At 37.0% G+C, this 23,196-nt stretch carries 28 protein-coding genes and 1 other annotated feature; of the genes, 4 read left to right on the plus strand and 24 right to left on the minus strand.

Going from position 1 to position 23,196, the window contains the following annotated elements; genetic code table 11:
• Positions 1 to 57 precede the first annotated feature (57 nt).
• Positions 58 to 759, plus strand: coding sequence for a CDP-diacylglycerol--serine O-phosphatidyltransferase (gene pssA / locus U860_RS0102645; protein ID WP_000285417.1), 702 nt, complete (start codon positions 58 to 60; stop codon positions 757 to 759).
• Positions 760 to 790: 31 nt separating this feature from the next.
• Here the strand turns inward: pssA and U860_RS0102650 are convergent, their stop codons facing one another.
• The 21 genes from U860_RS0102650 to U860_RS36945 form a co-directional block, all read right to left on the minus strand.
• The gene (locus tag U860_RS0102650) at positions 791 to 1,771 is read right to left on the minus strand and encodes a 2-hydroxyacid dehydrogenase family protein (RefSeq protein WP_115610283.1); all 981 of its coding nucleotides are present in this window, start codon (positions 1,769 to 1,771) and stop codon (positions 791 to 793) included.
• A 137-nt stretch (positions 1,772 to 1,908) separates the two neighbouring features.
• Complete coding sequence (locus tag U860_RS31095; RefSeq protein ID WP_033795362.1) at positions 1,909 to 2,073, minus strand: YozQ family protein; 165 nt, start codon at positions 2,071 to 2,073, stop codon at positions 1,909 to 1,911.
• 68 nt (positions 2,074 to 2,141) lie between these two features.
• On the minus strand, positions 2,142 to 3,161 hold the full coding sequence (locus tag U860_RS0102660; protein ID WP_025147300.1) for a histidinol phosphate phosphatase domain-containing protein: 1,020 nt from the start codon (positions 3,159 to 3,161) through the stop codon (positions 2,142 to 2,144).
• Between the two features lie 12 nt (positions 3,162 to 3,173).
• Positions 3,174 to 3,497 carry a phosphoribosyl-ATP diphosphatase gene (gene hisE, locus U860_RS0102665; protein ID WP_025147301.1) on the minus strand — a complete coding sequence of 108 codons (324 nt, stop codon included), beginning with the start codon at positions 3,495 to 3,497 and terminating at the stop codon, positions 3,174 to 3,176.
• Positions 3,498 to 3,507: 10 nt separating this feature from the next.
• Positions 3,508 to 3,813, minus strand: a complete 306-nt coding sequence (gene hisI, locus U860_RS0102670; protein ID WP_002171064.1) for a phosphoribosyl-AMP cyclohydrolase — start codon at positions 3,811 to 3,813, stop codon at positions 3,508 to 3,510.
• Positions 3,810 to 4,568 carry an imidazole glycerol phosphate synthase subunit HisF gene (hisF, locus tag U860_RS0102675; protein WP_025147302.1) on the minus strand — a complete coding sequence of 253 codons (759 nt, stop codon included), beginning with the start codon at positions 4,566 to 4,568 and terminating at the stop codon, positions 3,810 to 3,812. The genes hisI and hisF overlap by 4 nt, the downstream gene beginning before the upstream one ends.
• Complete coding sequence (hisA, locus tag U860_RS0102680) at positions 4,562 to 5,281, minus strand: 1-(5-phosphoribosyl)-5-[(5-phosphoribosylamino)methylideneamino]imidazole-4-carboxamide isomerase (protein ID WP_025147303.1); 720 nt, start codon at positions 5,279 to 5,281, stop codon at positions 4,562 to 4,564. Before hisA ends, hisF begins: the two co-directional genes overlap by 7 nt.
• Positions 5,254 to 5,883, minus strand: coding sequence for an imidazole glycerol phosphate synthase subunit HisH (gene hisH / locus U860_RS0102685; RefSeq protein WP_025147304.1), 630 nt, complete (start codon positions 5,881 to 5,883; stop codon positions 5,254 to 5,256). Before hisH ends, hisA begins: the two co-directional genes overlap by 28 nt.
• Positions 5,884 to 6,468: an imidazoleglycerol-phosphate dehydratase HisB gene (hisB, locus tag U860_RS0102690; RefSeq protein WP_025147305.1), complete on the minus strand. Its 585-nt coding sequence runs from the start codon at positions 6,466 to 6,468 to the stop codon at positions 5,884 to 5,886.
• The gene (hisD, locus tag U860_RS0102695) at positions 6,468 to 7,757 is read right to left on the minus strand and encodes a histidinol dehydrogenase (RefSeq protein WP_025147306.1); all 1,290 of its coding nucleotides are present in this window, start codon (positions 7,755 to 7,757) and stop codon (positions 6,468 to 6,470) included. Before hisD ends, hisB begins: the two co-directional genes overlap by 1 nt.
• A gap of 11 nt (positions 7,758 to 7,768) precedes the next feature.
• The gene (gene hisG, locus U860_RS0102700) at positions 7,769 to 8,404 is read right to left on the minus strand and encodes an ATP phosphoribosyltransferase (RefSeq protein WP_025147307.1); all 636 of its coding nucleotides are present in this window, start codon (positions 8,402 to 8,404) and stop codon (positions 7,769 to 7,771) included.
• Complete coding sequence (locus U860_RS0102705; protein ID WP_002171057.1) at positions 8,380 to 9,642, minus strand: ATP phosphoribosyltransferase regulatory subunit; 1,263 nt, start codon at positions 9,640 to 9,642, stop codon at positions 8,380 to 8,382. Before U860_RS0102705 ends, hisG begins: the two co-directional genes overlap by 25 nt.
• 313 nt (positions 9,643 to 9,955) lie before the next feature.
• The gene (gene leuD / locus U860_RS0102710; protein ID WP_025147308.1) at positions 9,956 to 10,537 is read right to left on the minus strand and encodes a 3-isopropylmalate dehydratase small subunit; all 582 of its coding nucleotides are present in this window, start codon (positions 10,535 to 10,537) and stop codon (positions 9,956 to 9,958) included.
• A complete protein-coding gene (leuC, locus tag U860_RS0102715; protein ID WP_025147309.1) occupies positions 10,515 to 11,909 on the minus strand; it encodes a 3-isopropylmalate dehydratase large subunit in 1,395 nt (464 codons plus the stop codon). The genes leuD and leuC overlap by 23 nt, the downstream gene beginning before the upstream one ends.
• Positions 11,909 to 12,973 carry a 3-isopropylmalate dehydrogenase gene (leuB, locus tag U860_RS0102720; protein ID WP_025147310.1) on the minus strand — a complete coding sequence of 355 codons (1,065 nt, stop codon included), beginning with the start codon at positions 12,971 to 12,973 and terminating at the stop codon, positions 11,909 to 11,911. Before leuB ends, leuC begins: the two co-directional genes overlap by 1 nt.
• Before the next feature lie 76 nt (positions 12,974 to 13,049).
• On the minus strand, positions 13,050 to 14,570 hold the full coding sequence (leuA, locus tag U860_RS0102725; protein WP_025147311.1) for a 2-isopropylmalate synthase: 1,521 nt from the start codon (positions 14,568 to 14,570) through the stop codon (positions 13,050 to 13,052).
• 1 nt (position 14,571) lies between these two features.
• The gene (gene ilvC / locus U860_RS0102730; RefSeq protein WP_025147312.1) at positions 14,572 to 15,582 is read right to left on the minus strand and encodes a ketol-acid reductoisomerase; all 1,011 of its coding nucleotides are present in this window, start codon (positions 15,580 to 15,582) and stop codon (positions 14,572 to 14,574) included.
• 26 nt (positions 15,583 to 15,608) lie between these two features.
• Positions 15,609 to 16,118 carry an acetolactate synthase small subunit gene (gene ilvN, locus U860_RS0102735; RefSeq protein WP_000822949.1) on the minus strand — a complete coding sequence of 170 codons (510 nt, stop codon included), beginning with the start codon at positions 16,116 to 16,118 and terminating at the stop codon, positions 15,609 to 15,611.
• Positions 16,115 to 17,815, minus strand: a complete 1,701-nt coding sequence (ilvB, locus tag U860_RS0102740) for an acetolactate synthase large subunit (protein WP_025147313.1) — start codon at positions 17,813 to 17,815, stop codon at positions 16,115 to 16,117. The genes ilvN and ilvB overlap by 4 nt, the downstream gene beginning before the upstream one ends.
• A 73-nt stretch (positions 17,816 to 17,888) precedes the next feature.
• Positions 17,889 to 18,115 (minus strand) — a binding site (T-box leader).
• Positions 18,116 to 18,131: 16 nt separating this feature from the next.
• The gene (gene ilvE, locus U860_RS0102745; protein ID WP_025147314.1) at positions 18,132 to 19,028 is read right to left on the minus strand and encodes a branched-chain-amino-acid transaminase; all 897 of its coding nucleotides are present in this window, start codon (positions 19,026 to 19,028) and stop codon (positions 18,132 to 18,134) included.
• A 141-nt stretch (positions 19,029 to 19,169) separates the two neighbouring features.
• Positions 19,170 to 19,385, minus strand: coding sequence for a hypothetical protein (locus tag U860_RS36945; protein WP_081806576.1), 216 nt, complete (start codon positions 19,383 to 19,385; stop codon positions 19,170 to 19,172).
• A gap of 59 nt (positions 19,386 to 19,444) precedes the next feature.
• Here U860_RS36945 and U860_RS0102750 point away from each other — a divergent pair, with 59 nt between their 5' ends.
• Positions 19,445 to 19,684, plus strand: a complete 240-nt coding sequence (locus U860_RS0102750; RefSeq protein ID WP_025147315.1) for a DUF3911 family protein — start codon at positions 19,445 to 19,447, stop codon at positions 19,682 to 19,684.
• Positions 19,685 to 19,768: 84 nt separating this feature from the next.
• Entirely contained in the window at positions 19,769 to 20,008 is a 240-nt protein-coding gene (locus tag U860_RS0102755) for a YkuS family protein (protein WP_002149532.1), read from the plus strand.
• A gap of 373 nt (positions 20,009 to 20,381) precedes the next feature.
• Here U860_RS0102755 and U860_RS31100 read toward each other — a convergent pair whose 3' ends face one another.
• Together U860_RS31100 and ytfJ are read right to left on the minus strand one after the other, a co-directional pair.
• The gene (locus U860_RS31100) at positions 20,382 to 20,471 is read right to left on the minus strand and encodes a hypothetical protein (protein ID WP_000608227.1); all 90 of its coding nucleotides are present in this window, start codon (positions 20,469 to 20,471) and stop codon (positions 20,382 to 20,384) included.
• Positions 20,472 to 20,585: 114 nt separating this feature from the next.
• On the minus strand, positions 20,586 to 21,047 hold the full coding sequence (gene ytfJ, locus U860_RS0102765; protein WP_025147316.1) for a GerW family sporulation protein: 462 nt from the start codon (positions 21,045 to 21,047) through the stop codon (positions 20,586 to 20,588).
• Positions 21,048 to 21,177: 130 nt separating this feature from the next.
• On the opposite strand from ytfJ, the gene U860_RS0102770 reads away from it, so the two are divergent.
• Positions 21,178 to 21,543, plus strand: a complete 366-nt coding sequence (locus U860_RS0102770; protein WP_025147317.1) for a hypothetical protein — start codon at positions 21,178 to 21,180, stop codon at positions 21,541 to 21,543.
• Between the two features lie 34 nt (positions 21,544 to 21,577).
• Here U860_RS0102770 and U860_RS0102775 read toward each other — a convergent pair whose 3' ends face one another.
• A complete protein-coding gene (locus U860_RS0102775; protein ID WP_025147318.1) occupies positions 21,578 to 22,921 on the minus strand; it encodes a TrkH family potassium uptake protein in 1,344 nt (447 codons plus the stop codon).
• Positions 22,922 to 23,196: the final 275 nt, after the last annotated feature.

Genomic DNA, 23,196 nt, shown 5'->3' on the forward strand with positions numbered 1-23,196 from the left:
TAAGTAAACTTTCATACACTAATTAAGAATTTATAACAGAAAGCAAGGGATCAGATTTTGTATAGAGCAGCTATTCCAAACTTATTTACGCTCGGAAATTTATATAGCGGATTTTTATCAATCGGCTATGCATCTTTAGGATATTATAAATCAGCTGCTATTTTAGTACTTATCGGGATGATGTTAGATAGTCTTGATGGTCGTGTTGCTCGTTTATTACGCGTTGATTCACAAATGGGAAAAGAGCTTGATTCACTCGCGGATGTTGTAACATTTGGTGCAGCACCTGCTGTTTTAATGTATTACACGTCTTTTTCCAACTACGGAATCATTGGACTATACATAGCGGGATTATTCCCTCTGTTCGGAGCATATCGCTTAGCACGATTTAATGTAACACCATCTTCTACTTCTATGAAATATTTCACTGGAGTTCCGATTACTGCAGCAGGAGGGCTTGTCGCCTTCTTAACATTATTTTCACATACCATTCCAAAAATCGTTCTTATTACAGTATTTGTAACGTTCGCATTTTTAATGGTGAGCCGCATTCGTATCCCTAGTTTAAAAGATGTACCAATTCCACGATATAGCATAATTATTACACTATTTTTAGTCGGAATCATTATCACAATGTACCAAACAGGTTTTGGTAATTTTTCTGTTTTCTTATTCATTGCCATTCCACTATATATTTTGTATATGCTATCTCAATTTATTAGACAAAGACCATCTAAAAAAGCAAATAAAGAAAAATAAGAAAAACCTTCCGAATTCGGAAGGTTTCTTTTTATTTTTCAACTAAAACTTTTTGATTTACAGGTGTTACAGGTTCTTCACCTTTTAATACAGCTAAAATATTTCTAACTGCCATTTCAGCCATCGCATCACGCGTTTCAAATGTTGCATTTCCTACATGAGGTGTGAGCACAACATTCTTCAATCCTTTTAGCTCTTCTGTAATCTTCGGTTCAAATTCAAACACATCAAGAGCTGCACCCTCAATTTCATTCGTTTTTAATGCATGCGCAAGTGCAGATTCATTCATAATTGGACCACGTGCAGCATTTACGATATACGCTGTTTTCTTCATCATTTTAAATTGCTCTTCATCAATCATATGATGCAGCTTTGGATTATACGCACAGTTAATTGTAATAAAATCTGCTGTTTGTAATAACTCTTCTAACGTTACATATGTCGCTTCCAGTTCATTCTCAGCTTCAGGCTTACGATTTGGCCCCGTATATAAAACATTCATTCCAAATGCTTTCGCACGTTTTGCTACCGCTTTCCCAATTTCTCCAAGACCAATAATTCCAATTGTTTTACCATATACTTCTCGGCCTAAGAAAAATAGTGGTGCCCAGCCATTAAATCCAGTTGTACGACATAACGTATCTCCTTCAGGAATTCGTCTTGCTGCAGCTAACAGAATTGCAAACGTTAATTCCGCTGTTGCCTCTGTAGATACTTTCGGCGTATTTGTAACAGCAATACCCTTTTCTCCAGCATATGTGTAATCAATATTATCGTAACCCGCGCCATAGTTCGCAATAATTTTCAAATTTGGTGCTGCATCAATAACTTCTTTCGTTACCTTCGTAGAAAGTAAGCTTAAAAGTGCATCTTTATCTTTTACACGTTCTGCTAACTCTTCTACACTAATTAATTCTTCTTTATTATACATTTCTACATCATGATTTTTTAATAATCCTAATCCGATTTCTGGAATATTTCCTGCTACTAATATTTTCGCCACTACTAACACCTCTTCTATACAAAATATGTTATCTCTTATATTTCATTGTAAGAAATCCGCATATAAAAACCAAGGAATTTGATTATAGTTTTGAAAATCGACACTTTTTCCCATAAGAAAAGAGGAGATCCATCTCTCCTCTCTTCTTACGCTTTTTCTTTCGATTCTTTCCCAAGCTTAGCATCGATTGTTCCTTCTGCAACTGTATCGCTAATTTGTTCCTCAATAACAGAGTTAGCTGTATTATTCGATTCAGAAGTATAAGCTTGTTCTGCCACTTGAACATTTTGTTTATTTTGTTGTTTCGCCATTTTTCACCCTCCTTTTCATTCTTTCTTATTTTGAACCAAAAGGGTGGTTTTCATCAAAAAATCATGGTTCATTTCGAAATTGTTACTTCTTCTTCAAGCAATCTCATCGTTCTTACTCGTTTCGTAAATGTAGCTATGTGAGAAATATCATGATTGCGTAATGTCTTTATATTCTCTTCCACATACTTTCCTAAATCATTCGGATAATGGGCATCTGAGGATAGAGTAATTGGAACTCCATGCTTAGCTAATACTTGTAAATAAAGCGGACTTGGACACATTTCGCGCACAGGATAGCGATAGTACAATCCCGCATTTATTTCTGTTGCTGTATTTGTTTCCACTAACGCACAAGCAATGTCCTTATAATAAGAAAGCTGTTCATTCTCATCCAATCGATAATTAAATACTTTTATGTTATCGAGGTGAGCTATGATATCAAAAAGCTCGGAACGAACGGCACTTTCAACTGTAGCGAAAAACGTATGATATAAAGTATGTAACTCATGCGTATCAAAATACTCTTTCGTATCTGGATTATCAAATCCCCATCCATCTATAAAATGGACCGAGCCGATTACATAATCCCAATCTGCTAATGCTAGTAAGCCTTTTAACTCTTGTTCACCACCGATAAAATAATCTGCTTCAATTCCAAGTTTGAGCGTTATCCCTCGTTCTCTCCATCGCTCTTTTGCCTCTTCAATCGCCTTTGTAAAATCATAAATAGACGCTACTCTTACTTGATCTAACCATTCTTTTTGTAAACGACCAAGCTTAGAATCACTAATATCTACATACTTTTCATAATATCCTTTCGCTTCATGAAAACGGTATAAGTGATCGACAATACCAATTTCTTTTATACCTTTTCGCAAAGCTTCTTCTAAATATAAATCAATCCATTTCGTTGTAAATGGACCTTCCTTCACACGTCTTTGCAGGCGTTCTTGTGTTTTCACAAGCCAGCCTATTGAATGCTTTTCTTCTTTAAGCGGTTCATAATATTGTAGTGCTTCATTTATTTTAGCAAGCCAACCTATTGAATACGGCCCTTCTTCTAAATGAAGGTGGTAGTCCACTTTCATCCATATTCCCCCTTATAATGTATCTATTTCTCTTCGGTCCCCTACTCTTGAAAGCTTTCCATTTCTTTCTGTCACTTCTTGCATGACATCTTCTAATGAAATATTTTTTTCAGCTAATAGAACAAAACAGTGATAAAACACATCAACCATTTCTTTTACTAGTTCTTCTTTATCATTATTTTTAGAAGCAATGATTACTTCGGCACATTCCTCACCAATTTTCTTTAAAATTTTATCTTCTCCTTTCGAAAATAAATAATTAGTATATGATTCAGGAAGTGGATTTTTCTTTCGTTCTTCAATTGTTTCAAATAATAACTTAAAGATATCTTCCATATGTATCCCCCTATATAATTTTGTAGTGAAAACACGTTTTCTCTCCCGTATGACAAGCTGGTCCTACTTGCTTTACAACAACAACAATTGAATCTTGATCACAATCTAAATAAAGGGATTGAACATATTGAACATTTCCCGATGTTCCTCCTTTATTCCATAACGATTGTCTCGAACGAGAATAAAACCATGTTCTTTTCGTTTCCAACGTCTTTTCATACGCTTCTTCATTCATATAAGCTAGCATTAAAACTTCGTTCGTATCTTCCTCGATAACAACTACCGGTATTAAACCTTTTGAAAAGTTAGGTTTCATAACCGCACCTCAACGTTTGCTTCTCTTAATTTTTTCTTTACATCCTGTACAGTCGCTTCACCATAATGAAAGATTGATGCTGCTAACGCTGCATCAACTGTTGTTTTTTGAAATACTTCTAAAATGTGATCCGCATGACCACATCCCCCTGATGCGATTACTGGGACGGAAACGCTGTTTGAAATTGCTTCTGTTAATCGAAGGTCATATCCATTTTTCGTTCCATCTGCATCCATACTCGTCAGCAAAATTTCTCCTGCTCCGAGCTTAACGACACGCTTCGCCCATTCTATTGCATCCATTCCCGTATCAATTCTTCCGCCATTTACGTATACATTCCATTTATCTTCCGCTACTTTTCTAGCATCGATTGCTACGACAATACATTGCGATCCAAAATGTTCTGCACCTGCCTGGATTAACTTTGGATTTCGCACTGCAGCTGAGTTAATTGAAACTTTATCCGCTCCAGCTCTTAGGAGATTATACATATCTTGAACATTTGCAATCCCCCCGCCAACTGTAAGAGGAATAAATACTTTTGAAGCAGTTTTTTCTACAACATCTATAATCGTTTTTCGCCCTTCATGCGTCGCAGTAATATCTAAAAATACGATTTCATCTGCCCCCGCATCATTATATAAAGCTGCTATTTCAACAGGATCACCGACGTCTTGTAATCCTATAAAATTCACTCCCTTGACTACTCGACCTTCTTTTACATCTAGACATGGAATAATCCGTTTCGCTAACATAGCTTTGTAACCTCTAACACTTCTTCTAAATCAATCGTTTTCTCGTAAAGTGCCTTCCCAATGATGACGCCATATATATTCATATCATGTAATCTTTTCACATCTTGAATAGATGCTACACCTCCAGATGCAATTACACGAATGCCCACATTTTTTTGCAGTAACTCTAATTGCTCAAAATTCGGTCCTGCAAGCGTCCCGTCTTTCGATATGTCTGTAAACACAATCGTTTGAACACCTAAACTTGCCATTTGCTTCGCTAAATCGATGTAAGAAATTTCAGATACATCTAACCAACCCCTCGTTGCTACGAAACCATTTTTCGCATCAATTCCAACAATAATTTTCTCTTTATATAGACGAACTACTTCTTCTAAAAATGATTTATCATAAAGTGCCGCCGTTCCTAAAATTACTTTTTCTACACCTACTGACAATAACTTCTCCACTGCTGCAAGTGACCGAACTCCTCCTCCAATTTGCACCGGAATACGTACCGTCCTGCATATTTCTTCAATGACATGCAAATTTACTGATTTTCCAGCAATCGCCCCGTCTAAATCAACAATGTGTAGTATTTTCGCTCCAAGTTTTTCAAATACGATTGCTTGTGCGACTGGATCTTCATTCATCACCGTTTCTTTACTAAACTCTCCTTGATACAGCCTGACGCATCGTCCTTCTTTTAAATCGATAGCTGGGAAGATTTCCATGCTTCTACCACTCCTTTAAAGTTTTTCAACATTTGCATCCCAATTTCACCACTTTTTTCTGGATGAAACTGTGCACCGAATATATTTCCTTTTGCTACAAAACCAGGTACTTTCACTCCATACTCACTTGCCCCATACACAATCTCATTTGGACAATCTGCATAATAAGAGTGAACATAATATACGAAAGAACCGTCCTCTACTCCACTCCAAAGCGATATTTCTCCTTCTTTTTTTAATTCATTCCACCCCATATGTGGAATTTTATAAGGAACTTTTAACTTTCGGATGACACCTGGCAATAAATTTAATCCGTTACAGTTTTGTAGTTCCTCACTTTTTTCAAATAAAAGCTGCATTCCTAAACAAATGCCCAGAAGCGGTTTCCCTGAATTTCCAACTTTTTTTAGCACACATACTAAATCTTTTTTTTCTAAAACGTCCATCGCTTTCGGAAATGCACCTACTCCTGGTAAAATAACTCCATCACTTCTCAATATTTCTTCTATATCATCCGTTACGATATACTCTGCTCCAATATATTTTAATGCCTGTTCCACACTACGAATATTTCCCATTCCATAATCTATAATTGCAATCAATTACAACATTCCTTTCGTTGAATTTACGCCAGTAATCTTGTCATTTTTATCGACTGCCTCTCTAAGCGCTCGACCGAATGCTTTAAATAAAGCTTCAATTTTGTGATGTGTATTGCTTCCATATAGTATGCGAGCATGTAATGTAATATTTGCAGCATGGGCAACTGCTCTAAAAAATTCTTCCGTTAGTTCTGTGTCAAAATCACCAAGCTTCGGATTTGTTAATTCACCTTGAAACACAATATATGAGCGCCCGCTTATATCAATTGCGACAAATCCTAAAGACTCATCCATTGGCACATATGCCGATCCGTACCTGTTAATTCCCTCTTTATTTTGCAATGCTTCTTTCAAGCAAGTTCCGAGCACAATTCCAACATCTTCAACCGTATGATGAGCATCAACGAATACATCACCTTCAGCTTCAACTTGCAAACCAAATCTTCCGTGCCTTGCAAATAAAGTTAGCATATGATCAAAAAATCCAACTCCCGTTTGCACAGAGACATTCGTACTTTCATCAAGTTGCAAACTTAATTTAATTTTCGTTTCCGTCGTCTCACGTACTTGACTAGATTGGCGCATTATTCTTCCTCCTTAAACCTAATTTGAATCGCTCTCGCGTGTGCATGTAGGCCTTCTTTATTTGCGAGTTCTACAATATGATGTTGTACACTTTTTAACGCTTCTTCCGTATAAGAAATAAAGCTTGATTTTTTCACAAAATCATCGACAGATAACGGAGAGAAGAACCTTGCCGTTCCACTTGTCGGTAATACGTGATTCGGTCCTGCCAAATAATCTCCGAGTGGTTCAGGTGCATATGGACCAAGAAAAATTGATCCTGCATGCTTTACATAAGCTAGAGCATTCATTGGCTCTTTTATATGTAACTCTAAATGTTCTGGAGCAATTTCATTTGATAATTGAAACGCCTCTTCTAAAGAAGGAACAATAAAAATTGATCCATTTCTTTTTATTGATTCACGAGCGATTTCACTTCTTGGCAACGTGTCTAACTGTCTTTCTATTTCTCTTTCTACTTCTTTAGCGAGCTGTATATTCGTTGTAATACAAATAGCTGTCGCCCTTTCGTCATGTTCTGCTTGTGATAATAAATCCGCAGCAATATAATTGGCATTTCCTGTTTCATCTGCGATAACTACAATTTCTGAAGGTCCAGCAATCATATCTATATTTACTACCCCGTATACTTCTCGCTTTGCTAGAGCGACATACAAATTCCCTGGCCCAACTATTTTATCTACTTTAGGAATCGATTCCGTTCCGTATGCTAGAGCAGCAATTGCTTGAGCACCACCGGCCATATAAATTTCATCTACACCTGCAAGGCTTGCAGCAGCTAATATATGCGGATCAATTCCTCCTTGTCTCGGCGGTGTTACCATTACAATTTTTTTCACACCAGCGAGTTTTGCTGGCAATACATTCATTAATACTGATGAAGGATACGAAGCTGTTCCACCTGGCACATACACACCTACATTTTCTAACGGCCGAATGAGCTGCCCTCTAATTACCCCTTCACTTTCACAATCGAACATAGATTGTCTTTTTTGCTTTTCGTGATACGAGACAATGTTTTTCTTCGCTTCTTTTAACGCTTCTAAAAAAGAATGTTCTACAAACTTACTTGCTTGTTTTATTTCTTGCTCACTTACACGAAAATCTTTTATCTCTACACCATCAAACTTTTTTGTATAGAACGATACACCCTCATCTTTACTCTCCCTTACGTTTTGAACAATTTCTCTTACACTTCTTTGAACAGTTTCTTCTATTATATTAGCGCTTTCTCGTAGCAATTTTATTTTCGATAACGCCTCTCGGAAATCTTCATACACTATCTCCATTTCAAGTCCCCCTATTTCCCTGACAAAATTTCTTGCTCCATCTTATTTATAACGCTGAATATTTCGTCTTTTTTAGTTTTCAACGCAGCCTTATTCACAATCATCCGAGCTGATATAGAGCACATTTCTTCAAATACAATTAATCCGTTTTCTTGTAATGTTTTTCCTGTTTCAACTATATCAACAATCGCATCTGCCAATCCCAGAAGCGGAGCAATCTCTACGGATCCTTCTATTTTAATAATTTCTACATCCTCCCCTTTATCATGAAAATAAGTGGAAGTAATGTGCGGATATTTCGTAGCAATTCGTTTCTTTCGGTAACTCTTCGGATTATACGTAGGAATAGAAGCGACACAAAATTTACAGACACCTACTCCTAAATCCACCATCTCATATATATCTTTCTCACATTCCATTAAAATATCTTTTCCAACGACTCCAATATCAGCTACGCCATGTTCCACATAAGTAGCAACATCTACCGCTTTCACTAAAATAAATGAAATATTTGTGTTTTTACTTTTAAACACCAGTTTCCTTCCTTTATCTTTGAGCTCTGAACAATCAATTCCAATTTTCTCAAACAGTGGAATAACATGCTTTTCTAATCTACCTTTCGTTAACGCAATTTGAATGTTACGCATGAAGCCTCCCCTTCTTTCTGGATGATCCATTTCTCTCTCCATACATATTCCACCAATGACTCACTCTTCGTCTCAACGACCGTCATTATTTTATTCTTTTTTGCAAATTGAAAACTGTCGTTTAAATTAGAGAATAGAGATAACTCCACTTTCTTCCCGTCCTTTTGAAGTAAATTTCGTAATCTTTCTGCTTCTGCTAAACTATTTAACTCATAATGAATCATAATATCTATTTGCTTTCGTTTATATGGTTCTTGCTGCTCTTGAAGTGCCTTAACAATTTGATTTACTTGCACCGCGAGTCCAACCGCTGGCATCATTTCTCCAAAATTGCTAATTAACTCATCGTATCTTCCGCCACTAATGATTTCTTCTCCAATTTCATATATATACCCTTTGAAAATAACACCCGTATAATAATCCAAATGTTGAATCATACCTAAATCAATTGATATGTAAGAGCCATATCCTAACTTTTCAATTGTTTCATACATTTCTTTCACCCTTGCAATTGCCTTTTTCATTTCATTACTTGAAGCAAGTTTTTCCGCTTCCTCAATGACTTCTAAATTCCCAAATAATCTTGGTAATTTCTCAAGTAATCTTACTGTTTCATCACATCGATTTAATTTCTTTTCTCCGATAAAACGTGAGAGTGCGGCATAATTTTTACTTTCAATATACGTCCTAAGTGACTTTTCTTCTTCATCATTAATGGAGAGCTTTTTTACAATACATTTATATAACTGCACTTGCCCAATCTCAATTGTGAAAGATTGCACCTTCAATTTTTGAAGTGCTTGAATTACGCTTATCACACATTCAATTTCAGCCCTTACATTATCAATTCCGATAATTTCAATACCACTTTGCACTATTTCATTATATTTCCCAGTAAGAGACTCATTCGCCCGAAATACATTCCCGCTATACGTTACTTTAAGAGGAATATCCCCTCTCTGTGTTCCAATTACTCTTGCTAAAGGAATTGTCATATCTGGGCGTAAAACGATAATCCGTCCTTTTTCATCAAAAAACTTATACATCTTTTCTTCATCTATCGGCCTGTTTTGAAATGCAAAAACATCGTAAAACTCAATTGTAGGTGTCCTTATTTCTTCATAACCTCTCTCTAAAAATGTACGTCTTAATTTTTGTTCCACTTCTTCAATTAACGTACATTCTTCGAATAAGTAATCTCTCGTTCCATTCGGATTTGCCCGCTTCCACTTTGTCATCTGAATTCACACACCCTTCCCTCTTTAATATATGCCCATTCCATTCCATTCACCCAAACCGAAAATAAAAAGAGCCTTGTAGACAAAATACCTACAAGGCTCTTTAGTAGAGTGTAGGTACAACGGGAATAACCCTTGTACCTACACGTTTTCACGTTAGGTTCAAGGGTTTCATGTATGATGATGTAGTTGTGTAAGCATTTTAATAGATTGCATTGTATTCATAATACTTACTCCCTTTCTCCTCTGATTTTTACATAGTATATAACAGATGATTCTGAATGTAAATACATTTTTAATATTCCGTTTTTTCTTAATATGAAGCTACTTTTCTTTCATACTCTCCAATTTCTTGTTCATATTGCATCGTAATGGCGATTTCATCTAGACCATTTAATAATTTTTCTTTCCACATTTTCTCGATTGTAAAATGAAGCCTGTGCGTATTCGTTGTAATTACTTCATTCTCTAAATCAACTTCTATTTGATTTCTCGCATTTGTTTTGGCAAGTTGTTCACGCATCTCTTTATCCATTACAATCGGTAACATACCATTCTTCATACAATTCATATAAAAAATATCTGCAAATCCTCCAGCGATAATAACGCGGAAACCGTAATCAGCAAGCGCCCAAGGAGCATGTTCTCTTGAAGAACCACATCCAAAGTTATCACCTGTAATTAATATACTTGCTCCTTTTCTGTCTAGATCATTAAGGGGGAAATTAGGATTTTCATGACGCTCATTATCGTAACGCCACTCATCAAATAAATACTTTCCAAATCCCGTCCTTTCAATTCTCTTTAAGTATTGCTTCGGAATAATTTGATCTGTATCAATATTATCATTCATAAGTACAGCGACCGTACCTTTATGAATACGAAATGGCTCCATCATAACTCTCCTTTCTAATATCAACAAAATGCCCATATAATGCAGCCGCTGCTGCCATAGCTGGGCTTACTAAATGTGTTCTCGCTCCCTTTCCTTGTCTTCCTTCAAAGTTACGATTTGAAGTAGAAGCACAATGTTCTCCTTCAGGTACTTGATCTGGATTCATCCCAAGACACATTGAACATCCAGGCTCTCTCCATTCAAATCCAGCTTCTTCAAATATGTGATGTAATCCTTTTTGCATCGCCGCTTCTCTTATCCTTTTAGACCCAGGCACAACGAGTGCTCGCACACCTTCTTTTACTTTTCTCCCTTTTACAACAGCTGCGGCAATTTCTAAATCAGATAAACGTGAATTTGTACAAGAACCAATAAAGACATGCTTAACAGGAATTTCAAAAGTACTTTGTCCAGGGCTCAATCCCATATAAGAAAATGCTCTTTCATCATTTCCATCCTGCTTTTCTGGTAATTTTTCATCAATACGAACACCCATACTTGGATTTGTTCCCCAAGTGACGTACGGCGCTAAATCCGTAACATCTATTGAAATATGTAAATCATAAATCGCATCTGAATCTGTATAAAGCTCCGACCATTTTTCCTTGAAAGATTCATAGTCTTTCGGTGCATACTTACGCCCTTTCACATAAGAAAATGTTTTTTCATCCGGTGCGATAATGCCTGCTTTCGCTCCCCCTTCAATTGCCATATTGCAAAGTGTCATTCGCTCTTCCATATCCATATCATGGATCGTCTCTCCATAGAATTCCATTACATACCCTGTTCCAACCGCTACACCGTACTTTGAGAGAAGATGCAAAATAATATCTTTTGCATAAACGCCTTTCGGTAACTTTCCTTTTAATTCAATCCCCATCGCTTTCGGTTTTCGTTGCCACAACGTTTGCGTTGCTAATACATGCTCTACTTCACTCGTACCAATACCAAACGCTAAAGCACCGAAAGCACCGTGGGTTGCTGTATGGCTATCACCACAAACAATCGTTTTCCCTGGCTGTGTGAGTCCAAGCTCCGGTCCGATAACATGAACGATTCCTTGCTCTTCATCACCAATATCAGCTAATCGCACCTGAAATTGTTTACAATTGTCACGAAGTGTATCCAATTGCTGCTTCGCAATGCGATCGGTAATATTCCAAACATCTTTCGTTGGAATATTATGATCCATCGTTGCAAACGTTAATTCCGGTCTCCGAACAGTTCGATTTGCAAGACGCAAGCCTTCAAAGGCTTGCGGTGAAGTTACTTCGTGAACGAGATGAAGATCGATATATAATAAATCCAATCCATTTTCATTTGTTGTAACTACATGTCTTTCCCAAAGCTTATCTAGTAATCTTTTTCCCATTATCGTCCTCTCCCTACTAGCGCCTGCTCTTCCATTTCTTGAATAACCGCCTTCGTAAATGAAGTTGTTGTCTCAGCTCCGCCAATATCCGCTGTACATTTTCCAGTTTGAAGAACTGCAGAAATGGCCTCTTCAATCGCATTTCCTTCTCTTGTTAATCCAAACGACTGTCCAAGCATCATTGCAACCGAACGCATCATTGCAATTGGATTTGCTTTATTTTTTCCAGCAATATCTGGTGCTGATCCGTGAATAGGTTCATATAAAGACGGTCCGTTTTCCGCATGACTCGCTGATGGAAGCATTCCTAGCGATCCTGCTAATACAGACGCTTCATCACTTAAAATATCACCAAACAAGTTTTCTGTTACGATAACGTCAAATCTCCTCGGGTTCCGAATTAACTCCATAGCAGCTGCATCTACTAAAATGTGCTCTAATTCAACATGAGGATAACGAAGAGCTACTTCTTCCGTAACAGTCCTCCATAATTTACTAGATTCTAAAACATTCGCCTTATCAATAGACGTTACTTTTTTCTCTCTCTTACTCGCTAATTGAAAAGCATAAGAAACGATACGTTCAATTTCATGGCGATGATACGTAAGTGTATCTGTTGCTACTTCTTCCGTGCGCTCTTTCGGATAAGAAAAATAAATGCCACCTGTTAATTCACGAACGACAACGAAGTCAATTTCATCAGCGTTTTTTAATGGTGATAAATGCGAAGTTGAGCTTTCTACCGTTACAGGGCGAACATTTGCAAATACACCAAGTCCTTTCCTTAAAGCTAATAGTCCTTTTTCCGGCCTTTCTTTCGCACTATCCCATCGCGGTCCACCAACTGCCCCAAGTAAAACTGCATCACTCGCTAAACAAGCGGCAAGTGTTCGTTGTGGTAATGGTTGCCCAGTTAAATCAATGGCAGCTCCGCCAAAATGCTCATCCTGTAAATAAAAACGATGACCGTATAACCTCTCTACCATATACAATACTTCTTTCGCGCTTTCCATAATTTCTGGACCAACACCATCACCAGCTAAACAAACGATACGTTTTTCCAATTTGAGCACCCCTTTAACAGAATTTTCAGAACTTTATTTTGATAGGTGGGGAAAGAATTCCTCACCTATCAAACACTTATTTCACAACAGTTATAAAAGATTTTAATTTTCCAGCCGCATGGACATACGCTCTTGCCGATGCTTCTAATACGTCTTGCGCAACACCAAAACCTGATACTTGATGAGTTCCTTCTTTTAATTCAACATGAACATGTGCAAGCGCATCTTGACCTTGCGTAATAGATTGTATGCGATAATCCGCTAAGTCACATTCTAACCCTAAAATTCTTTGAATTGCATTATAGATCGCTTCAATACTTCCAGAACCAGTTGCTGCATCTTCGTATATATTTCCTTCCTCATCTTTCAATACAACTGTTGCGCACTGTGTACTATTTGATACGAAATGTACTTGCAATTGCGTAATGCTATATTGTTGCGCCGAAAATGCTGCTTCACCAAGCATAAGCGCACGTAAATCTTCTTCTGTAATTTCCTTTTTTCGATCAGCTAATTTTTTAAATGCTTCAAACACCGCATCTCGTTCTTCGTTTGTAAATTCATAGCCTAGTTCTTTCATTTTTTCCGTAAATGCGTGACGTCCAGAATGTTTTCCAAGTACAAATAGATTTTGAGATTCACCTATAAGCGCCGGTTCAATAATTTCATATGTCGTCACTTCTTTTAAAACACCATCTTGATGAATACCTGACTCATGGGCGAATGCATTTGCTCCAACAATCGCTTTATTTTTTGGTACAACCATACCTGTTAAACGACTTACTAATGTACTTGTCGCTTTAATCTCTTTTAACGTCATAGAGGAATCTGCTTCATAGAAATCTTTTCTAATATGGAGAGCAACCGCGACTTCTTCTAGAGCTGCATTCCCCGCTCTTTCTCCAATTCCATTAATGGTTCCTTCTACTTGTAACGCTCCGCCTTCAACCGCAGCTAATGAATTCGCTACTGCCATCCCAAGATCATCGTGACAATGACAAGAGAAAATTGCTTTCTCATAAGAAGGAACGGATTCTTGTAAATATTTAAAGAGAGAATAATATTCTTCTGGATTCGTATATCCAACTGTATCAGGAATATTGATTACATTCGCTCCTGCTCTAATCGCAACTTCTACTGCTTCAGCTAGAAAGTGCCTCGATGTTCTTGTCGCATCTTCTGCTGAAAATTGTACTGTCGGAAATAATGATTTCCCGAGCATAACCGAGCGATGAATACTATCTAATACATCTGCTTTTGACATACAAAGCTTATATTTCATATGAATGTCACTTGTAGCTAAAAACACGTGTAAACGAGGAGATACAGCACCTTTCACTGCTTCATATGCTCTTCGAATATCGCTTTCCTTCGCTCTAGCTAAACTCATAACCGTAGCATTTTGAATTGTATTTGCGATACGCTTTACCGATTGAAAATCCCCTTCAGAAGCCGCTGCAAATCCAGCTTCCATTACATTAATTCCAAGCTTCTCTAGTTGCCGTGCAATTTGCAATTTCTCTTGTTCATTCAAATTAACTCCAGGTGATTGTTCGCCATCACGAAGCGTCGTATCCATGAACAAAATTTGCTTCATATTATTTAATCCCTACCTTTACTCGCGGCTGTACAAATGGCATCATCTCACGTAATTTACGCCCAACTACTTCGATTTGATGTTCGTTTTCTTTCTCATTTGTCGCCTGGAAATGAGGTCTTCCTGCTTTATGCTCGGCAATCCACCCTCTTGCAAATGTACCATCTTGAATTTCTGCTAATACTTCCCCCATCGCTTTCTTCGTATGCTCTGTCACGACACGTGGTCCCGATACGAAGTCACCCCACTGCGCTGTATCTGAAACTGAATACCTCATATTTTCAAGTCCGCCTTCATACATAAGGTCAACAATTAGTTTTAGTTCATGTAAACATTCAAAATATGCAAGTTCAGGTTGATATCCTGCATCAACTAGCGTTTCAAACCCTGCTTTTACAAGCGCAGTCACTCCGCCGCAAAGTACAGCTTGCTCTCCAAATAGATCTGTTTCTGTTTCTTCTTTAAACGTTGTTTCTAATACACCTGCTCTCGTCGCCCCAATTCCATCTGCATATGAAAGTGCCTTTTCAGTCGCAACTCCTGTTGCATCTTGATATACTGCAAATAATGCAGGAACAGCTCCCCCTTCAACGAACGTACGACGTACTAGATGTCCCGGACCTTTCGGTGCTACTAGAAATACATCTACATTAGCTGGCGGTTTTACTTGATCAAAGTGAACATTAAAGCCATGTGCGAATACGAGGGAATTTCCAGCCTGTAAATTTGATGCAATTTCGGCTTCATATACTTCTGGCTGTAATTCATCAGGTAGTAGAACCATTACTACATCCGCTTTTTCTGCTGCTTCCGCTACTGTATATACAGAAAATCCATCTTCTTTCGCCTTATCCCATGACTTTCCTTTTCTCAGTCCAACTACTACATCAAATCCATTATCACGTAAGTTTTGCGCGTGCGCATGACCTTGTGATCCGTATCCGATGATTGCTACTTTCTTTTCCTTTAATACATTTACCGTTACATCTTTTTCATAATAAACTTTCGCCATTTTCTTTTCCCCCTATATTTAAATGATTATTGAATTAACATAACTTGTTTATCTTGCTTTTTCATACTGCGCGTAAAAGCCGTTACACCTGTTCTTGCAATTTCTTTCAAACCGTATGGACGAAGTAATTCAATTAGCGCTTCTACTTTCTCCTGAGTACCTGTTACTTGCACCACTATGGAATCCTTCCCAACATCTATTACAGTGGCTCGAAATGGTTCAATTAAACTATATAATTCTGCTCTTGCGACAGAAGTTGCTACTTTAATAAGTGCAAGTTCTCTAGCAATCATCGCTTCTTCTGTAATATCTGATACTTTCAGTACATCGATTTGCTTATGAAGTTGTTTAATTAACTGCTCAACTTGCTGTTCATTTTCAACGTGTACAACAATCGTCATTCTCGAAATATCCGATGATTCCGTATGGCCTACCGAAATACTTTCAATATTAAAATGTCTTCGTGTCATAACACCTGTAATTCGATTTAACACACCGCTTTGATTTCGAACTGTCGCTGTAACAATTCTCTTCACCTTTTTTCCACTCCCTCCATTTGATGAACGCCTTTTCCTGGGGCAACCATCGGCATTACCTTTTCGGATTGAAGTACGCGGCAATCAATTACAACAGGCTCTCTTAATTCAATTGCTTCCTCTAATTGTTGCTTTGCAAGAAGTGGGTCTTCAATACGAACACCTTTTATGCCATAAGCATTGGCAAGCGCAACGAAATCTGGTTGACACGAAAGTAAAGAGTGCGAATATCGCCCATTATAAAATTCATCTTGCCATTGTCTTACCATCCCTAAAGCTTCATTATTTAAAATAAAAACTTTAACTGGTAAAGAATGCTCTTTTAATACACTAAGTTCTTGTAGCGTCATTTGAAATCCAGCATCACCGACGATTGCAATAACTAATTCTTCAGGCTTTGCGATTTGTGCACCAATTGCTGCCGGAAACCCGAAGCCCATCGTTCCTAATCCTCCCGAGGTTACCCATTTATCTGGATCTTTCAGCGGATAATATTGGGCTGCCCACATTTGATGTTGCCCAACATCTGTTGTTACAATCGCTTTCCCTTCCGTAATTTCATATAGCATATCAATTGCATATTGAGGCTTAATACGTTCCGCATGTTCTTTGTAAGAAAAAGGGTATTTTTCTTTTCTACTATTTAATAGCGTGAGCCAATCATTGTGGTTTACTTCCCCTTCCTTAAATTTGAGTAGAGCTTCTAATGCTCGCTTCGCATTCGCAACGATTGGAATTTCAGTCGGAACATTTTTCCCGATTTCCGCTGGATCAATATCTATATGCGCGACAATCGCTTCTTTAGCAAAATAAGCTAAATTCCCAGTAAGACGATCATCAAATCTTGCACCTATATTAATAAGTAAGTCACATTCATATAACGCCATGTTTGCGGTGTATGTACCGTGCATTCCTCCCATCCCTAGAAATAGTTCATCATCTGGCGGAAACCCACCAAGACCAAGTAATGTATGAACAACTGGAATATGATATTTGCGAGCAAAATTTGTTAATTCTTTCGATGCTTTCGCATGCAATACACCTGCTCCAGCTAAAATTAACGGCCTTTTTGAAGTCTCAATCGCTTGTAATAATTTGTTTATTTGTAGTAGATTCGGTTCGTAATTAGGCTGGTATCCTGGTAAATCCATTTGTACGTCGCTACATCGCTCGCCTTGCTCTACTACCATATCTTTCGGAAGGTCAATTACGACTGGCCCCGGTCTTCCTGTTCTAGCGATGTGAAATGCTTCTTTAATAATTCGAGGTAAATCCGATGCTTTTCGCACTTGATAATTATGTTTTGTCACCGGCATCGTAAGCCCCATAATATCCGCTTCTTGGAAAGCATCACTTCCGATTAACGTTGTTGCTACTTGCCCTGTAAATACAACAAGTGGCAATGAATCAATCATCGCGTCAGCTAGACCCGTAATAACATTTGTAGCGCCCGGTCCACTTGTTGCAATTACAACTCCTGGATTTCCTGTAATTCTTGCATATCCTTCAGCAGCGTGAATCGCACCTTGTTCATGCCTCGTTAAAATATGCGGAATCTCACAATCATAAAGTGCATCATATAGAGGTAAAACAGCACCACCCGGATAACCGAAAATTACTTCTACTCCTTCCTTTTCTAGCGCTTCTAACAATAGCTGTGCACCAGTTGCCAGTTTCTCTTCCGTTTTTGAAGACATTTTTCTTATAAGCCCCCTTTTTTAAAACATTTATAAAATAAAAAAATCCTACGTCCACACTCCAGCTATGTGCTGAAGGGACGAAAGATTTCGCGGTACCACCCTTCTTTGCAAGAATACTCTTGCCTCAGTGACTCGGGATGAGTCTAGCTAATAACGGAGCTACCGTCTAAGCCTAAACAAACGCTTCAGCCTAGCACTCAAGGGTGATGTTCGTCGACGTGAACCATCGGTTTCCAGCAACCACCGACTCTCTGTGAGGCTTCACAGTCAACTACTCCTCCCTTTCAACGCTTTATTATGTCGTAAAGAGCTATTATCCAACTTTATTTTCTTCGTAAATTTTCTCTCCATCTTCTACAACTAATTTACGGAATTCTTCTAATAAACGATTCGTATGTGGCCCTGTTCTTCCTAAACCAATCGTTCTTCCATCTACTGTCGTAACAGCAATTACTTCAGCAGCTGTTCCTGTTAAAAATACTTCATCAGCTACATATACATCGTGCCTTGTAAATAATTCTTCTCTTACGTCATACCCAAGTTTTTCACCGATTTCTAAAATTGCGTTTCGCGTAATACCTTCTAACGCTCCAGCAGAACTTGGTGGTGTAATTAATTTGTTTCCTTTTACAATAAATACGTTATCGCCAGAGCCTTCAGCTACGTATCCTTGATCATTTAACATAAGTGCTTCTTGTACTCCAGCTAGTTTCGCTTCAATGCGAACTAAAATATTATTTAAGTAATTTAAAGATTTTACTTGAGGTGATAAAACATCTGGGCGATTGCGACGCGTTGCAACTGTTACAATCGGAATTCCCTTTTCATAATATTCTTGTGGGAATAAAGATAATTGTTCTGCAATTACTACTACATTTGGTTTCGTACAAGAATCGGGATCTAATCCAAGATTCCCTGGTCCTCTTGATACAACGAGTCGAATATATCCATTAGATAGTTTGTTTTGTTGAATCGTTTCAACAACGATCTTCGTCGCTTCTTCTAACGTATATGGAATTTCTAACATGATGGATTTCGCTGATTCATATAACCGGACAAGATGCTCTCTCAAACGGAAAACATTACCGCTATATACTCTAATTCCTTCGAACACCCCATCGCCATATAAATAGCCATGATCATATACTGAAACTTTTGCTTCGTCTTTTGGAACAAATTCTCCATTTAAGAAAATCCACTGCTCGTTCACTTGAAAGCGCCCCCTATGTTCTATGAATTTTTTATTGTTTCCTAGTTTACTCTCCTTTTCAAATAAATCAAGTGAATTTTTAGAAAATTTATAATTTTTAATCGTACATACATCTTTAATTATATTGATTTAACAACGTTGTTAACGTTTACAAAAAGTCAAAATATTTTTTTCGCTAATTTCCACTAAAAAAAATATTTGTTTAAGAGAAGGATTTTCGGTAAATGGTGCGAATCTATTGTATTCAATAAACGGACGTCCGATTTTATATATTCGGGAATAAACAACGACTTTTGGTGAAAAAGGGGGAAAATAACAAAAATAACACTGTCTAAAAATAACATTCATATTTTTCATTTCGCAATCATAATCCTATTTTTAAAAAACAATTTGTCAAAATGAAGGAGGAAATAAAAATGGCGTGTGTACAAATTAAAGGAACAAGACAAGAGGTAGTAGAAATGCTGCAACTATTTGATCTAATGGATACGAAAGGGCTTTGTAAATTCAACAATTACGTAGAGGTAGAGCCTAGTAACAGAGAATATAATAACTTTACTGCTTCAATTGATATTCATTCTAATAACGCTTCAGCACAAGATACATTAAATGATCAATTCGTTAGTCAAATGCTTACTGGCGTATATAACGACTAAACACATATACTCTTCTACCATCTTTTTATAATATATGCTAAAAACTTGAGCATACTAGTAACTAGATGGTAGGAGGTGAGAATTATGGCTAGAATTGGCGTTGAAAACTCGTTAACAGATGTTCAACAAGCTCTTCAGCAACATGGACATGAAGTCGTTACACTTAACTCAGAACATGATGCACAAGGGTGCGATTGTTGTGTTGTAACTGGGCAAGATTCTAATATGATGGGTATTGCAGATACATCAATAAAAGGATCGGTAATTACAGCTCACGGTTTAACAACAGATGAAATTTGTCAACAGGTTGAAAGTCGCATTTAAATTTTTACAAATCACAATACACAAAAGAAAGAGGGCTCCTTTTCATAAGGAGCCCTCTTTTTTATATTCACCTAACGGGAAAGTAACATATACTGGATGAAAGCCCTACCTCTCTCTCATCATTACGGTTCCACTGACCGCTCCTTGATTCACTAGTATACATATAAAGCTTACAAATACAATTTATAGGGTTTGTTCACAAAAGTTGTTGATAAGATTACCCGATCTTTCGCAAACTTTTCATATTATATTCATAAGAGATATTCACTTTACACTAGCTGTAACCGAGACACGAATTAAAATTATAACACCAATAAGATAAACTGTCAACTATTTTCGTAAATAAAAAACAGACATTAACGGTTTGTCTGTTTTAAAATGGAGCTTTTTCTTTTATTACATATACAACAAATCCGCTTACTAGCATAAATAAGCCGACTACCAAATTTTTGATATTAATCATAAATTCCTCTCCCTTATTTCGCACATCATATATATTTACATTTCAATTATTTCAATCGTCCTTAAGCACACTTTTTCTAATATATCACAATTCCTAAAAAATGCAAGTTCACCTTTAGCGACCGTTCACAAATTTATCTACAGTGCTTGGTACAGCATTTAAAGCTTTTTCGATTAAATGCGTGCTACTATTTAAATGTAATACTTGCACCCCATTAGAACCTACAACTAAAAAAGCCACCGGACTAATGGAAACACCAGCACCACTTCCACCTCCAAAAGGATGCCCTTGTTTTATCTCTTTTTGTTGCCCATGTCCACCACTATTTTTCTCATGAGAAAAATCCCCCTTAAAGTCACTTCCCCCAGCTCCAAATCCGAAAGCAACTTGGGATACTGTTAATACTACATTTCCGTCGGCTGTTGAAACCGGACTTCCAACAATCGTATTTACATCTACCATCTCTTTTAAATTTGTCATTGCTGTTTTCATTAAATTTTCAATTGGATGTTCCATTATGTACAGCACCCTTTCCTCATTATTCTTTTTTATACTTTCCAAAATAGAGGAAGTCATACTAAGTTTTCCTATTTCGAAAAAACAATTTTCATCTTCTAATTGGATATCACTCCCTGTCCACCCCCGGATAAAAACGGTAAAGAGATACATACTATTATCGAAGCTTGTTATGAAAGGAGTCATTACTTTGACTGAGAAATTTGATGAGTATAAAAAAAGAGATCGAATAGATAGTGATTATAGTGACTATAAAGAAGAATACGCAGCTGAAGTTGCACCACAGCGCATTGATTATGATAAAGACGATAAAGAGGATGTAAGATCGTCCGCAGCGGGATCAACTGCTGGTTTTATTGCTCTTGCCTTAGCAATATTATCACTCTTTACATTTCCGACACTATTTGGTCTTGTTTCTGTACTACTAGGCATTTACGCTTATAATCGTGGAGCTACAGTAACTGGTGGTACCGCAGCGATTATTGGTGGTATCGCTGCACTCATTGCAATTTTATTCCGAGCGGCGATTATTGGCTTATTGTTCTCTCTTTTTTAAAATGAAAAAGGTATCTCGCATTATGCGAGATACCTTATCCTGTAAATACATCTTCTGATGGATATTTAATTTTTTGTTTCGCTGGTCGTGCCAAAGAGAAAACAAGTGTTAACGGGCCAATTAATCCACAAAACATAACAAACATAATAATACATTTTCCAACTGCCGTTAGCTTTGCAGTAATCCCCATTGTTAATCCAACTGTTCCAAACGCTGAAATCGTCTCAAATAACAATTGAATAAAACTGAAATTTTCTGTAAGCATTAATAAAAATACTGCTGTAAAAATAAGGATTTGACTAGCAACGACAATTGCTAACGCTCTCGTTACTGTCGACATTTTGACAGTACGATGAAATAATACAAAATCCTCCTTCTTTTTAAAGAAGGAAATGACTGATGTAATTAAAATAACGAATGTCGTTAACTTAATTCCACCACCTGTCGATACACTTCCTGCACCAATAAACATTAATACCATCGTAAATAGTATCGATGACTCTTCCATACCGCCATAATCAATCGTGTTAAAGCCAGCTGTACGAGGTGTAATTCCTTGGAAGAAAGAAGCCCATAACTTTTCATTTAAAGGTAAGTTCCCTAATGTTTTCACATTATTATATTCCAATACAAAAATCACAATCATCGCAATAATGTTAAGGGCTATCGTTCCAACAATCATGATTTTTGAGTGAAGCGATAGTTTTCGGAAACTACGGCTATACCATATATCGATTAATACGGTAAACCCTAATCCTCCTATTACAATTAAAGAGCAAATCCCAATATTAATAATAGGATCTCCTACATATCTTGTTAAATTATCTGACCAAAGAGCAAAGCCAGCATTATTATATGACGCAATAACGTGAAAAACACTATAGTACAAACCTTTTCCAAATCCAAACTCTGGAATAAAGCGAATCGATAAAAAGATGACTCCAATCAGCTCAATACAAATAGAAAAAATAAAAACTCGTTTCACTAATTTCACAAGACCACCAATACTTGTTTGATTAAATGCTTCTCCAATTAATAATCGATGGCGCAAACCAATTTTTTTACCTAATACCCAAACAATTAAAATGGCTATCGTCATAAGACCGAGACCACCTGTTTGAATTAAAAACATAATAACAATTTCACCAAACATCGTAAACGTACTTGCAGTATCTACAACACCTAATCCTGTTACAGTCGCTGCTGACGTTGCCGTAAAGAAAGCATCTACCCAACTAATATGTACTTTCGTTGCAAACGGTAGCTTTAATAACAAACCCCCGACCACAATTAAACAAAAAAAGCCTAATGCTAAAATTTGCGGTGGATTTAATCGTATAAAACGATTATACAACCCTTGTTTTTTTGCTACTTCCATGTCACTAACTCCCTTAATTAAGTGCAGCTTTTATCCGACTAACTTAGAAAGAAACTATGAATAGCAGGATAAATCCCTATACTCTCATAATATAGTTGAGCATAATCCTTTTTTTCATAGATTTCAACTTTTATTTATATTCTAACTTCATAGCATTCATAACTCGATAACTACTATAGTAACAACTAATTCATTTATATCTTCTTTTAAATTCCTTTCCCTTTCACGCTATGTTCACATCAAAGTCACATCCGTCTTTTATAGTATACGTATCG

Source organism: Bacillus sp. H1a, assembly GCF_000633475.1.
Classification (GTDB): Bacteria; Bacillota; Bacilli; order Bacillales; family Bacillaceae_G; genus Bacillus_A; species Bacillus_A paramycoides.

Coding starts and splice junctions, on each gene's coding strand:
- hisD (WP_025147306.1), bottom strand. CDS start 7,757: ATGGAGATAGTGTATGAAGATTTCCGAGAGGCGTTATCGAAAATAAAA.
- U860_RS31095 (WP_033795362.1), bottom strand. CDS start 2,073: ATGGCGAAACAACAAAATAAACAAAATGTTCAAGTGGCAGAACAAGCT.
- U860_RS0102755 (WP_002149532.1), top strand. CDS start 19,769: ATGGCTAGAATTGGCGTTGAAAACTCGTTAACAGATGTTCAACAAGCT.
- ilvB (WP_025147313.1), bottom strand. CDS start 17,815: ATGTCTTCAAAAACGGAAGAGAAACTGGCAACTGGTGCACAGCTATTG.
- leuC (WP_025147309.1), bottom strand. CDS start 11,909: ATGGGAAAAAGATTACTAGATAAGCTTTGGGAAAGACATGTAGTTACA.
- ytfJ (WP_025147316.1), bottom strand. CDS start 21,047: ATGACTTCCTCTATTTTGGAAAGTATAAAAAAGAATAATGAGGAAAGG.
- U860_RS0102660 (WP_025147300.1), bottom strand. CDS start 3,161: ATGAAAGTGGACTACCACCTTCATTTAGAAGAAGGGCCGTATTCAATA.
- hisE (WP_025147301.1), bottom strand. CDS start 3,497: ATGGAAGATATCTTTAAGTTATTATTTGAAACAATTGAAGAACGAAAG.
- leuA (WP_025147311.1), bottom strand. CDS start 14,570: ATGAAGCAAATTTTGTTCATGGATACGACGCTTCGTGATGGCGAACAA.
- ilvC (WP_025147312.1), bottom strand. CDS start 15,582: ATGGCGAAAGTTTATTATGAAAAAGATGTAACGGTAAATGTATTAAAG.
- U860_RS0102705 (WP_002171057.1), bottom strand. CDS start 9,642: ATGACAAAGTGGAAGCGGGCAAATCCGAATGGAACGAGAGATTACTTA.
- U860_RS0102775 (WP_025147318.1), bottom strand. CDS start 22,921: ATGGAAGTAGCAAAAAAACAAGGGTTGTATAATCGTTTTATACGATTA.
- hisA (WP_025147303.1), bottom strand. CDS start 5,281: ATGGAAATCTTCCCAGCTATCGATTTAAAAGAAGGACGATGCGTCAGG.
- U860_RS31100 (WP_000608227.1), bottom strand. CDS start 20,471: ATGATTAATATCAAAAATTTGGTAGTCGGCTTATTTATGCTAGTAAGC.
- hisI (WP_002171064.1), bottom strand. CDS start 3,813: ATGAAACCTAACTTTTCAAAAGGTTTAATACCGGTAGTTGTTATCGAG.
- hisG (WP_025147307.1), bottom strand. CDS start 8,404: ATGCGTAACATTCAAATTGCGTTAACGAAAGGTAGATTAGAAAAGCAT.
- hisF (WP_025147302.1), bottom strand. CDS start 4,568: ATGTTAGCGAAACGGATTATTCCATGTCTAGATGTAAAAGAAGGTCGA.
- U860_RS0102750 (WP_025147315.1), top strand. CDS start 19,445: ATGGCGTGTGTACAAATTAAAGGAACAAGACAAGAGGTAGTAGAAATG.
- hisB (WP_025147305.1), bottom strand. CDS start 6,468: ATGCGCCAATCTAGTCAAGTACGTGAGACGACGGAAACGAAAATTAAA.
- leuD (WP_025147308.1), bottom strand. CDS start 10,537: ATGGAGCCATTTCGTATTCATAAAGGTACGGTCGCTGTACTTATGAAT.
- U860_RS36945 (WP_081806576.1), bottom strand. CDS start 19,385: ATGAAAAATATGAATGTTATTTTTAGACAGTGTTATTTTTGTTATTTT.